Below are 11,500 nucleotides of genomic sequence, written 5' to 3'. Positions count from 1 at the left end.
CCGCTGCCGCCGCCGCCGTGACGCGCTGCGCCCCGCGCGCCACCGCGTCCATGCCGCTGCCCACGGGCTCGCCGAGGTTCAGCTGGCACACCAGCGTGCGCGCCTCGTCGGAGCGCCGCAGGGTCCAGCTGAAGCCCGCATCGACACGCCCGCCATCGACGGCATCGAACTGCTGCAATTGCACCGCGATGCGCCACACCGGCTGCGAGCTCTGCCGCCCGCCCTTGGTCACGTCGAGCGCGCCGAGCCGCCCCGCGATGCCGCTGGCCAGCGCATCGCGCAGCTCGTTCTCGAACGACGAAGCCCAGCGGTGCTGCTCCAGTACCGCGACCTGCACGCTGCCGTTGGGCTCGCGCACCACCATCTGCGGGCGCGCGAAACGCTCGGGCACGGCCACCGGCGCCAGCTCGATGTACAGCGGCGCGGCGCCGCCCAGCGTCGACGGCGCCGCGTCGTCGGCGGCCACCGGGCTGGCGAGCGTGTAGTAGTTGTCGGGCTTGCTGGCGCAGCCCGCGAGCACGGCCGCCAGCGCGAGGAATGCAAGGTGTTTCTTCATTTCTTGTCGTCCGGTTTGCCGCGCAGCAGCGAGTCGGGGTGGCGCTCCAGGTAGTCGGTCAGCACGCGCACCGAGCCGGCGGCGCGCGTCAGTTCGCGCAGGGTCTGGCGCATGTCCTGTTGCAGCGGCGAGTCGTCGGCCAAGGTGCGCTCTGCCGTGTTGACGGTCTTGCGCACGTCCTTCATGGCCGCGGCCAGTTCGGGCGTGACGTCGCTGTTGATGCGGTTCACGGTCTGCTCGGTGGCGGTCAGCGTCTTGTTGAGCGTGGCCAGCGTGGTGCGCAGGTCGCCCGCGATCTGCTCGTAGGGCACCTTGTTGAGCTTGGTCGCGATTTCCTGCACCTGCGACTGGATCTCGTCGAGGCTGTTGGGCACCGTGGGCAGCTCGATGGGGTTCTTCGTCACGTCGATCTTGGCCGAGGGCGCCTTCGGGAAGAAGTCGAGCGCCACGTACACCTGCCCGGTCAGCAGGTTGCCGTTGCGCAGTTGCGCGCGCAGCCCCTTCTCCGCCAGGAAGCGCAGGCGCTCCTGCTGGGTGGAGCGCGACTCGGTCGCCTCGGTGTTGCCGTTGCCCTCCTTGCGGCGCAGCCGGTCGGGGTAGACCTGCACCAGCACCGGCATGCGGAACTCGCGCTCGGCGCGGTCGAACTCGACGCCGATCGATTTGACCTCGCCGATCACCACGCCCCGGAAGTCGACCGGCGCGCCCGGCGTCAGGCCGCGCAGCGACTGGTTGAAATACATCAGCAGCGTCTGCGAGGGGCCGTCGGGCTCCTTCATGGCCGTGGCCTCGTCCTGCGCCAGCGTGAAGGCGGCGTTGGCCTTGGCCAGCGGGCCCATGGCGTCGTCGGGCGCCTGGAACGCGATGCCGCCCAGCAGGATGGTGGCCAGCGACTGCGTGCGCAGCGTGAAGCCGCTGGCGCTCAGTTGCGCGTCGATGCCGCTGGCCTGCCAGAAGCGCGTGTTCATGCCCACGAACTTGTCGTAGGGCGAATTGATGAACACGCGGATGGTCACGCCCCGGCCGTCGCCGTCGAGCTCGTAGGCCGCCACCTGGCCGACCTTGATGCGGCGGAAGTACACGGGCGAGCCCACGTCGAGCGAACCCACGTCGTTGGCGCGCAGCAGGAACTGCTGGCCCGAGTCGTCGCGCGTGACGATGGGCGGCGTTTCGAGCCCGGTGAACTCGCCCGCGGTTTCCTTCGCCACGCCCGCGTCGGCGCCGATGTAGGCGCCCGACAGCAAGGTGCCCAGCCCCGAGATGCCCGAGGTGTCCAGCCGCGGCCGCACCACCCAGAAGCGCGAGTCTTCGGCGGTGAAGCTCTCGGCGTCCTTGTTGAGCTGCACCAGCACGCGCACGTGCGAGCGGTCGCGCGCCAGCCGCAGGTGCGTGACGAGGCCGATCTGCACGTCCTTGTACTTGACGGCGGTCTTGCCGGCCTCCAGGCCTTCGGCGGTCTTGAAGGTCAGCACCACCTCGGGCCCGCGCTCCATCAGGATGCGCGCCACCAGCGTGATGCCGACCAGCGCCGCCACGATGGGAATCAGCCAGATCAGCGAGGGCAGCCATTCGCGCCGCCGCACCACGCGCGGCCGGGGCAGCGCCGATGGCGCGGGGGGCGCCGGTTTGTCGTCGTCTTGCGGTTGCTCTGGTTCACTCATGCTGGTTTCTCGTCCCTGTTTTCATGTCCCTGCAGAACGTCGCGGCCTTCCGTGAGGGCCTGCGCTTCCTTGCTGTCCCACGTGAGCCTCGGATCGAAGCTCAGCGAGGCCAGCATCGTGAGCACCACCACCGACCCGAAGGCCGCGATGCCCACGCCCGCGGTAATGACCGCAAAGCCTTGTATCTGCACCAGCCCGGTCAGCAGCGACACCACGAACACGTCGAGCATCGACCAGCGGCCGATGATCTCGATGATGTGATACAGCCTGGCCCGTTCGCGCTGGCGCCACGTGCTGCCGCGCTGCGCCAGCACCACAAGCAAGAAGAGCACCGCGAGCTTGAACAGCGGCACCAGGAAGCTGGCGATGAAGACGATGGCCGCGAGCCCGTAGGCGCCCGACACCCAGAAATAGATCACCCCGCTCAGGATGGTGTCGTACTGCGCGCCGAACAGCGTGCGCGTGATCATCACCGGCAGCAGGTTGGCCGGGATGTACATCATGCAGGCCGCGATCAGGAAGGCCCAGGTGCGCGTCAGGCTCTGCGGCTTGCGCGTGTGCAGGCGGGTGCCGCAGCGCCCGCAGGCGTTGCCCTCTTGCGCGTCTTTCCAGACGGCGGCGCAATGCGGACAGGACAGCAGGCCGAGCGACGCGGCGGTGGCAACGGGCGCGTCGCTGTCGATGCCATCGGCCGCATCGTCTTCGGCGTCGGCATCGTGCGAGGCGCGGGGCGCGCGAAAGCCGCGAAACGCAAACCTCATGCCGAGGCCCCGCTTTCGTCTTCGTCCTTCGGGCGGAAGGTCATTTCCCAGAACGCCCCGGGGTTGAACGACAGCACCGCCGTCAGCATGACCGTGAGCGCCACGAAGGCCCACAGCGCCGGCCCCGGCACCACCGTCGCCATGCTCGAGAGCTTGACGATGGCCACCAGCACGCCCAGCAGGAACACCTCGATCATTCCCCAGGGCCGCAGCGACTGCATGGCCCGCACCAGCAGCGCGAAGCCCACGGGCCGGCGCTCGCGGCTCAGCGGCACCAGCAGGTACGCCAGGATGCACAGCTGCAAAAAAGGAAAAAGAATGGTCGTGGCCAGCACCAGCAGCGCCACCACCGACATGCCCTCGGCGCTCAGCGCCACCACCGCGCCGGCCAGCGTGGTCTGGCTGCGCAGGCCCTGCAACTCGATCTCGACGATGGGAAACAGGTTGGCGATGGCGAACATGATCAGGCAGGCCACCGTCAGCGGAAGGATGCGGCGCTGCTGCTGGCCGGGGTGCCGGCCCAGCTCGGTGCCGCAGCGCGGGCAATGGGCCACGTCGCGCGGATGCAGCGGCGCACGGCTGTAGACCGCGTCGCAGCCGGGGCAGACCACCGTGTCAGGTACTTCCTTCATAGGTCAGCACCCTAACTCATTCAGGCGCCGGGTTTTGTCGTCTTGAGACGCAAGCTGCTGAAGACGGCCGCCACTGCCGCGCAACAGGCGGCCAATACCAGCGCCACCACCGGGCCGTGGCCCCCGTGCGGACTCCAGAGGCTGAACACCGCCGCCAGCACCACGGCGCCCAGCGTCTGCCCCGTCAGCCGGGCCGTGCCCAGCATGCCGCTGGCCGCACCGCTGCGGTGCGCTGGCGGCGAAGTCACGATGGTGTGGTTGTTGGGCGACTGGAACAGGCCGAAGCCCAGCCCGCACAGCGCCATGCGCCAGGCGATGTCGGCGTTGCCCGGATGCGCCGGCAGCGCCGCCAGCAGCGCCAGCCCGGCGGCCAGCAGGCCCAGCCCGATGCCGCCGAGCAGCCCGTCGGGGTAGCGGCCGATCAGCCGCCCGGCAATGGGCGCCATCACCACGATGGCCAGCGGCCATGCCGTGATGAGCAGCCCGGCCTCGATGTGGCTGCGCCCGTACACGTCGAGCAGCAGGAACGGCAGCGCGATGTAGGCCAGCATCTGCGCGCAGAACGCCGCCACCGACGTGCCCATCGACAGCGCGAACACCGGAATGCGCAACAGGTCGATCGGGAACAGCGGCACCGCCTGCTTGCGCTGGCGCTGCAGGTAGATGAAGCCCACCACCAGCCCGGCCACCAGGATGCCCCAGGCCGAAGCCTGCGAGCCGCTCGTGCCCTGCACCGGGCCTTCGCGCACGCCGAGGCGGTCCACCCCCAGGAACACCAGCGAGAACATCAGCACGTTGAGCGCCACGTCGACCGGCGAAAACCGCAGCCCGGCCGCCGGCGCCACGCGGTTGAACGGCAGCGCCTTCATGCCCAGCGCGAAGGTGATGATGCCCAGCGGCACGTTGATGGCGAAGAGCCACGGCCACGAGGCCACCGACAGGATGGCGGCCGCCACCGAGGGCCCCGCCACCGACGACGTGGCCACCACCAGCGAATTCAGCGCCATGCCCTTGCCCAGCTGCGACGACGGGTACGTCAGCCGCACCAGCGCCGCGTTCACGCTCATGATGCCGGCCGCGCCCAGCCCTTGGAAGGCACGCGCCGCCGTCAGCGTGGCCAGCGAATCGGCAAAGGTGGCGGCCAGCGACGACAGCGTGAACACCGCCATGCCCACGAGGTACACGCGCCGGTAGCCCACCAGGTCGCCCAGCGATGCCAGCGGCAGCAGCATGACCAGCGTGGCGATCTGGTACGCATTGACCACCCAGATCGCCTGCGACGGGCTGGCCTGCAGCTCGCGCGCGATGCCCGGCAGCGCCAGGTTGACGATGGTGCCGTCGAGCACCGCCACGATCAGCCCGAGCACGATGACCAGCATGGCCCAGCGGCGCTCCGTGGGCGCCAGGCCGTCGATGGGCACCGGGCCCGTGTTGTCTTCGGCGGCCGGAAGCGCGGCGCCTGCGCGAACGGTATTCATCAGGCTTGCTGCGCCCTTCCAGTCGGTTCGGAGCGCGCGCCGCCCAGCGTGAGCCAGGTCAGCACCAGCGCAATGAGCGCGCCGGCGGCCATGCCCGCCACCATCGGCAGCGGACGGCCGTCGGTGAACAGGCCCACCACCGCCATGGCCAGCGCGCCCGTGAGCATCTGCAGCGTGCCCAGCAGCGCCGAGGCCGTGCCCGCGATGGCGCCGTGCATTTCGAGTGCCAGCACGCCGGTGGTCGGAATCACCAGGCCCATGAAGCCCGAGGCGATGAAGTACAGCACGATGAGCACCCAGATGTTGTCGCCGCCGGTCGCGAAATACACGAACATCGCGACCATGGCCACGCCGCAGCACACCACGCCGAACTTAACGAGGTTGACCAGCCCGTAGCGCTCGCCCAGCGAGCCCGTGAACTGCGAGGCCGCGATGAAGGCGGCCGCGTTCACGCCGAAGGCCACGCTGTACATCGCGGGCGACAGGCCGTAGTGGTCGATCATCACGAACGACGAGTTGGCCAGGTAGGTGAAGAAGCCCGCCATCGCGAAGCTGCCGATGAACACCAGCCCGAGGTAGTGCGAGTCGCGCAGCAGCAGCCAGTAGGCCGAGAGCGCGCTGCCCAGGCTGCTTTCGACGCGCTCGGAGGCCGGGCGCGTTTCGTCGAGCAGCTTGACCATCATGGCCAGGCCCGCCACGGCCGCGAGGGTCACGGCCCAGAACACGCCGCGCCAGCCGGCGAACGCAATGACCGCGCTGCCCGCCAGCGGCGCAAGGATCGGCGACACACTGAACACCAGCATCAGCAGCGACATCAGCCGCGCGGCGTCGGTGCCGGTGTGCAGGTCGCGCACCACGCGCGCGGAATCGCCATGCCGGCGGCGGCGCCAAGGCCCTGCACGAAGCGCAGCACGATCAGCGTCTGGATGTCGGTGGCCATCGCGCAGCCCACGCTCGCGAGCGCGAACAGCACCAGCCCGGCATACAGCGGCGGCTTGCGCCCGACCATGTCGGAGATCGGCCCGTAGAGCAGTTGCCCCGCGCCCAGCGAGAGGAAGAACGCCGTGAGGCTCATCTGCACCGCGCCGATGTCGGCGTGCAGGCTCTGCCCGATGGCCGGCAGCGCCGGCAGGTACATGTCGATGGCGAAAGGCCCGATGGCCGAGAGCAGGCCCAGCAACAGGGCCATCTTGAAGAAAGGAGAAGAACGCATTGACCCGATTGTCGCCAAGGGCGGCTGCCGCTGCAGGCGTGGGGTCTGCGGCCCGCCGGCGCTAATTCTGGGAAAAGAATCGGTTGGCCGGACGCGGCAATCCTAGGTTCTCGCGCAGGGTACGACCTTCGTACTCACGCCGGAAGGCGCCGCGCTCATTGGCCGGCCGGCCAGAACACCAGCGCGCGCAGCTCGATGCTGCGGCGCGGCGGCGCCTCGGGTGCGCCGGTCGGGTCTTCGAAGGCAGTGTGCGCGGTGAAGCGCGCGGTGCCGTCTTCGCGCGAGTCGTAGATCTTCAGCAGCAACGCTTCGTCGGGCCGCAGGCGCGGGAACCAGTACCAGCGGTGGTTCGGATTCCAGGTGAACGAGTAGGTCTCGCCGACCCTGTCGGGGTAGACCAGGTCGCTGGGCACCATGTCCTCGAACGCGATGGAGCGTGCGTCGCACAGCGCGAGCGGCAAGCGCTCGACCGTGGCCAGCGGGCGCCACAGGTTGACGATCGCGAAGCGGTGCTTCAGGCGCGCTTCGGCTTCTTCGGGCGGCAGGTGGTCGCGCACGCGGCGCGGCGCCGAAACGAAAGTCTGGTCGTTGTGCACGCGGCGCACCGGCTCGCGCAAATCGGCCGTGCGCCGCGAGCCTTGCGCGCTGTCGCGCAGCGTGTGGTCGAACACCACGATTTTCTCGGCGCCCGTGAGGTCGCGCAGCAGCGCCTCGGACTCGCGGTAGTAGATGTCGCGGATGGTCGCGTCGTGCGAAAAGTCGGCCACCACGCTGCGGTGCGAGATCTGCGTGAAGCCGCTGCGATCGAGCGACAGCTCGTTCAGTGCCACCAGCGGCCGGCCGTCGCGAATGCTCACGCGGCGCGGCTCGAGCGCGCCCGTGACCCACGGCGTGCCGGGCGGCGGCTCGAAGGTGTAGCTCACGGGACGCGGCTCGCCCGCCTTCAGGTAATTGACCTGCGCCTCCACCGACGGCAGCGTGGCCGCGAGCAGTTGGCTGTTCGATCCGGTGCTCATCAGAACGGCTCCTTGAACGGGCGCAGGTCGAGTTCCTGCGTCCAGGCGCTGCGGTGCTGCACATGCAGCTGCCAGTAGCTTTCGGCGATGGCCTCGAGCTGCAGCAGGCCGTCGTCGCCGGCCTGCGCCACGCGTTGCGGGGCGCCAGTGCGCAGGCGTTCGCCGTCGATGCCGCCGTCGATCACCACATGCGCCACGTGCACGCCCTGCGGTCCGAACTCGCGCGCCAGGCTCTGGCTCAGCGAGCGCAGCGCGGCCTTGGCCGCCGCGAAGGCCGCGAACGGCGGCTTGCCGCGCAATGCGGCGGTGGCGCCTGTGAAGAGCAGCGTGCCGCGCCCTTTGGCGCCGGCGGCCTCGAAGCTGTTGGCCAGCAGGCCCTGCAATGCCTCGTGCCCGAAGATGAAGCCGCCCAGCGCGCTGGTGCGCCAGGCCTGCGTGAACTGCTCGACCGACAGCTCCAGCGTGGGCGCGCGCACCGCGCTCGCGGCGTTGAAGATGGCGACGTGGAGCGGGCCCAGCGCCCTCACCTTCTGCGCGATGCCGTGGATCTCGGCCTCGCTCGCCACGTCGCCCGCGAAGGCGTGCGCGCGGCCGCCGGCCGCCGCGATTTCCGCCGCGACCGCGTCGAGCTGAACTTGCGTGCGCCCGGTCAGCGCCACGATGAAACCCTCGGCCGCGAAGCGCCGCGCCAATGCGGCGCCCAACCCGGCGCTGGCACCGACACCGGCGATCCATGCCACGGGCGATGGTGTGGAAACAGACGAAGTCATGAACAGAGAAAAGTGATGCGCGGTGACCAGGGCGACAGCCCTGGAGCGAACGCGAAGGCTATACCTGCGCCCCGGCACGCGGAACGATGCAAAAGCGATAACCTTATTCAGCGGCAGGTCGGTGAACGGACCCGCTTGACGCAGACCGCAGCTTCACTGCACGCCCCGCAAGCTCCACAAAACCATCCAACACCGGAGACGCCATGAACCCCGTCGAACAAAGAACCATCTCGAAGATCAGTTGGCGACTGCTGCCGCTGCTCATGATCAGCTATTTCATCGCCTACCTCGACCGCGTGAACCTCGGCTTTGCCGGCGCCGCGATGTCGAAGGACCTGGGCTTTACCGCGGCCGTGTTCGGCAGCGCGGCCGGCATCTTCTTTCTTGCGTACTTCCTGTTCGAAGTGCCGAGCAACCTGGCGCTGGAGCGCTTCGGCGCGCGCCGCTGGATCGCCCGCATCATGTTCAGCTGGGGCATTCTCTCTGCCGCGCAGGCGTGGGTGGGCGGCTCGACCAGCTTCAACGTCGTGCGCTTCCTGCTCGGCATTGCCGAGGCCGGGTTCTTTCCGGGCGTGATCTTCTACATCACGCTGTGGTTCCCGGCGGCGTACCGCGCGCGCATCGTGGGCTGGTTCATGTTCGCGATCCCGATCTCGACCGTGATCGGCTCGCCCATCTCGGGCTACATCCTCAACATGGACGGCGTGGGCGGCATGCACGGCTGGCAGTGGCTGTTCATCCTCGAGGCGATTCCCTCGCTGATCCTGACCTTCGTCATCCTGATGTACCTGCCCGACGGCCCGAAGGACGCCAAGTGGCTGACCGACGAAGAGTGCACCTGGCTGCAGCGCACGCTGGACGCCGAGCGCGTCAACCGCGAGTCGATCCACAAGATCTCGTGGAAGCAGTCGCTGCTGAACCCGCGCGTGATCGGGCTGGGCTTCGTCTACATGGGCATCACGGTGCCGCTGTACGGCCTGAGCTTTTTCCTGCCGCAGATCATCAAGGGCTTCGGTGGCCTGAGCAATGTGCAGATCGGTTTCATCAACGCGTTCCCGTACCTGGTCGGCGCCATTGCGATGCTGTTCTGGACGCGCGCTTCCGACGCGCGCAAGGAGCGCAAGTGGTTCCTGCTGATTCCGCTGGCCTGCATCTTCGTGGGCCTGGTGCTGGCCGCGCAGATCAGCGCGCCGATTCCCAAGATGGCCGCGGTCACGCTGGCGGCCTTCGGCATCTTCAGCGCCCTGCCCACCTTCTGGACGCTGCCGACCGCGCTGCTCAGCGGCACCGCGGCCGCGGCCGGCATTGCGTGGATCAACTCCATCGGCAACCTCGGCGGCTACATCGGCCCGACGATCTTCGGCGCGCTCAAGGACCGCATGGGCAACGACATCTACGCGGTGATCTTCTTGGCGCTGCTGTCGGCGGTGGCCTGCCTGCTGGTGCTGATCATCGGCCACGACGCGCGCGCCGAGCAGGCCGCAGCGCCGGGCCGCGCCTGACGCGCAGGCAGAATCGCGCCCATGCCTTCCACGCCACCACCGCTGCACACCCTCATCCTCTATGCGCGCGACATGAAGGCGAGCGCCGCGTTCTACTGCACGCACTTCGGGTTCGTGTCGACGCAGGAGGTGGTGGAAGGCCTGATCGAACTGCGGTCCGCGAGCGGCGGCGCGCACCTGCTGATTCACCAGGCGGCCAAGAGCGTGAAGCTCGGGCAGGTCGGCGTGAAGCTGATGTTCGATGTCCAGGACATCGAAGGCTTCAAGGAAAAGAGCGCGACGCGCGGCCTGAAGTTCGGCGCCACGCATGCGGCCAACGGCTATTCGTTCGCCAATGCGAAGGACCCGGACGGCAATTCGGTCGCCATTTCGAGCCGGGCCTTTCGCACGGCGGGCTGAGCGCCGCGCTCAGCTCCGTTCAGTTCAGATCACCAGCCGGCGCTCGACCACCGGCTCGCGTTCCAGCAGCAGCTTCAACCGGCTCAGCGCATCGGCCAGCTGGGCGCGCCCCCGCACGGCGCCCAGCGACAGCCGCACCGCGTTCGGCGGCTCGCCCCCGATGGCAAAGGCCGCCGAAGGCGTGACCGACAGCCCTTCGGCCAGCGCGGCGCGCGCCAGTTCGGGCGCGGTCCAGCGCGCGGGCAGCGCATGCCAGATGTGGATGCCCCGGCCCGATTCACGCACGGGCACACCCAGGATTGCGCTCGCCATGTCGTGACGCGCCCAGGCCTCCGCGCGCACCTGCTCGAGCAGGTGCCTGGCCGAGCCGTCGTGCACCCACTGGGTCGCCAGCGCGGTGGGCAGCGGTGAGGCCATGAGCGCGAAGGAGCGCAAGGCGTCCAGGAAGTTCGCCTCGTCGTGTGCGCTCGGCAGCAGCACATAGGCGGTGCGCAGCCCCGGCGTCAGGCACTTGGACAGCGTCGACAGGTAGTAGGTCGACGCGGGCGCCAGGCAGGCCAGCGGTTCCGGGGCCTGCGCTTCGGCTTCGAAGAGCCAGTAGGGATCGTCCTCGATGATCCGCAGGCCCTTGCGCTGCGCGACCTTCGCGAGCTGGCGCCGGCGCGTGGCCGGCATGGTCCGGGCCACGGGGTTCTGGATGGTCGGGTTCAGGTAGAGCACGGTGGCCGATTGCGCGTCTTGCGCGTCGCACGCCTGCTCCAGCGCGTCCGGCCGCATGCCGTGCTCGTCGGCCGGCACCGCCGCCACGCGGCGGCTCAGCCGCTCGGCCACCGAGATCAGACCCGGATACACCACCGGCTCGGCAAGGATGGCCTCGCCCGGCCGCGTGAGCGACAGCACCAGCGCCGCGAGCGCCGACTGGGCGCCCGGACACACCGCGATGCGCGACACATCGAGCGGCCCGAACATCGGCGCGAGCCACCGGCTGCCCGCCATGCGATCGGCGCGGCTGCCTCCGCCCGGGTGGTAGGTCATGAGCAGGTCGGGGTTGCTGCGCGCCAGCACCTCGGCGAGCCCTTTCTGCAGCAGCGGAAACAGCCCCGGGCCTTCGGGCGACGGCGGCATGTTCATGCTCAGGTCGATGCGCGGCGCGAAGTCCACCACGGGCGCCGACACGAAGGTGCCGCTCGGCCCGCGCGATTCGACGAGCCCGCGCTCCTTGGCTTCGGCATAGGCGCGCGTCACCGTCGTGAGGTCGACGCCCAGCAGTTCCGCCAGCCGCCGCTGCGGCGGCAAGCGCTCGCCCGGCTGCAGTTGTCCGTCGGCCACGGACCGCTCGACCAGCGAAAGGATGCGCAGGTAGCGCGAGCCCTTGCCGGCATTGAAAACCTCCAACCACGAACGCTCGATTGACATCTTTATGTATGGGTCATGTATGAGTCATTTTGCCTAATTTGAATGGATTCATCAGGCAATTAGCATACAAAAAGACCTGATAAATCCATACATATG

Annotated in this window: 10 protein-coding genes and 1 pseudogene; 2 read left to right on the top strand and 9 right to left on the bottom strand. The window is 69.0% G+C overall.

What is annotated here, in order from left to right:
• From BMG07_RS25530 to BMG07_RS25495, 8 genes and pseudogenes are all read right to left on the bottom strand, one after another.
• The coding region (locus BMG07_RS25530) for a membrane integrity-associated transporter subunit PqiC (protein ID WP_198086881.1) at positions 1–556 on the bottom strand (556 nt) is incomplete at its 3' end.
• Positions 553–2,217 (bottom strand): intermembrane transport protein PqiB, encoded by a 1,665-nt coding sequence (locus BMG07_RS25525; protein ID WP_198086880.1) that lies wholly within the window; start codon positions 2,215–2,217, stop codon positions 553–555. The genes BMG07_RS25530 and BMG07_RS25525, both read right to left, overlap by 4 nt.
• Entirely contained in the window at positions 2,214–2,978 is a 765-nt protein-coding gene (locus tag BMG07_RS25520) for a paraquat-inducible protein A (protein ID WP_269759375.1), read from the bottom strand. The genes BMG07_RS25525 and BMG07_RS25520 overlap by 4 nt, the downstream gene beginning before the upstream one ends.
• Positions 2,975–3,610, bottom strand: a complete 636-nt coding sequence (locus BMG07_RS25515; RefSeq protein WP_198086879.1) for a paraquat-inducible protein A — start codon at positions 3,608–3,610, stop codon at positions 2,975–2,977. The genes BMG07_RS25520 and BMG07_RS25515 overlap by 4 nt, the downstream gene beginning before the upstream one ends.
• A 20-nt stretch (positions 3,611–3,630) precedes the next feature.
• Positions 3,631–5,088, bottom strand: a complete 1,458-nt coding sequence (locus BMG07_RS25510; RefSeq protein ID WP_198086878.1) for an MFS transporter — start codon at positions 5,086–5,088, stop codon at positions 3,631–3,633.
• A pseudogene (locus BMG07_RS25505) lies at positions 5,088–6,301 on the bottom strand (multidrug effflux MFS transporter). Before BMG07_RS25505 ends, BMG07_RS25510 begins: the two are co-directional and overlap by 1 nt.
• 155 nt (positions 6,302–6,456) lie before the next feature.
• Positions 6,457–7,317 (bottom strand): CmcJ/NvfI family oxidoreductase, encoded by an 861-nt coding sequence (locus tag BMG07_RS25500; protein WP_198086877.1) that lies wholly within the window; start codon positions 7,315–7,317, stop codon positions 6,457–6,459.
• Positions 7,317–8,087, bottom strand: a complete 771-nt coding sequence (locus BMG07_RS25495) for an SDR family NAD(P)-dependent oxidoreductase (RefSeq protein WP_198086876.1) — start codon at positions 8,085–8,087, stop codon at positions 7,317–7,319. Before BMG07_RS25495 ends, BMG07_RS25500 begins: the two co-directional genes overlap by 1 nt.
• Before the next feature lie 203 nt (positions 8,088–8,290).
• Here BMG07_RS25495 and BMG07_RS25490 point away from each other — a divergent pair, with 203 nt between their 5' ends.
• Together BMG07_RS25490 and BMG07_RS25485 are read left to right on the top strand one after the other, a co-directional pair.
• Positions 8,291–9,589 carry an MFS transporter gene (locus BMG07_RS25490; protein ID WP_198086875.1) on the top strand — a complete coding sequence of 433 codons (1,299 nt, stop codon included), beginning with the start codon at positions 8,291–8,293 and terminating at the stop codon, positions 9,587–9,589.
• A 21-nt stretch (positions 9,590–9,610) separates the two neighbouring features.
• Positions 9,611–9,988 (top strand): VOC family protein, encoded by a 378-nt coding sequence (locus BMG07_RS25485; RefSeq protein WP_198086874.1) that lies wholly within the window; start codon positions 9,611–9,613, stop codon positions 9,986–9,988.
• Between the two features lie 24 nt (positions 9,989–10,012).
• Here BMG07_RS25485 and BMG07_RS25480 read toward each other — a convergent pair whose 3' ends face one another.
• Positions 10,013–11,404: a PLP-dependent aminotransferase family protein gene (locus BMG07_RS25480; protein WP_198086873.1), complete on the bottom strand. Its 1,392-nt coding sequence runs from the start codon at positions 11,402–11,404 to the stop codon at positions 10,013–10,015.
• Between the last annotated feature and the right edge of the window lie 96 nt (positions 11,405–11,500).

It is taken from the genome of Variovorax sp. E3 (genome assembly GCF_016082275.1).
Classification (GTDB): domain Bacteria; phylum Pseudomonadota; class Gammaproteobacteria; order Burkholderiales; family Burkholderiaceae_C; genus Variovorax.
The sequence above is the reverse complement of the archived record's forward strand: the minus strand, read 5'-3'. Positions and strand labels throughout refer to the sequence as shown.

What these genes read in the sequence shown, in the direction of transcription:
- BMG07_RS25525 (WP_198086880.1), bottom strand. Translation starts at nt 2,217, where the DNA reads ATGAGTGAACCAGAGCAACCGCAAGACGACGACAAACCGGCGCCCCCC.
- BMG07_RS25520 (WP_269759375.1), bottom strand. Translation starts at nt 2,978, where the DNA reads ATGAGGTTTGCGTTTCGCGGCTTTCGCGCGCCCCGCGCCTCGCACGAT.
- BMG07_RS25515 (WP_198086879.1), bottom strand. Translation starts at nt 3,610, where the DNA reads ATGAAGGAAGTACCTGACACGGTGGTCTGCCCCGGCTGCGACGCGGTC.
- BMG07_RS25510 (WP_198086878.1), bottom strand. Translation starts at nt 5,088, where the DNA reads ATGAATACCGTTCGCGCAGGCGCCGCGCTTCCGGCCGCCGAAGACAAC.
- BMG07_RS25500 (WP_198086877.1), bottom strand. Translation starts at nt 7,317, where the DNA reads ATGAGCACCGGATCGAACAGCCAACTGCTCGCGGCCACGCTGCCGTCG.
- BMG07_RS25495 (WP_198086876.1), bottom strand. Translation starts at nt 8,087, where the DNA reads ATGACTTCGTCTGTTTCCACACCATCGCCCGTGGCATGGATCGCCGGT.
- BMG07_RS25490 (WP_198086875.1), top strand. Translation starts at nt 8,291, where the DNA reads ATGAACCCCGTCGAACAAAGAACCATCTCGAAGATCAGTTGGCGACTG.
- BMG07_RS25485 (WP_198086874.1), top strand. Translation starts at nt 9,611, where the DNA reads ATGCCTTCCACGCCACCACCGCTGCACACCCTCATCCTCTATGCGCGC.
- BMG07_RS25480 (WP_198086873.1), bottom strand. Translation starts at nt 11,404, where the DNA reads ATGTCAATCGAGCGTTCGTGGTTGGAGGTTTTCAATGCCGGCAAGGGC.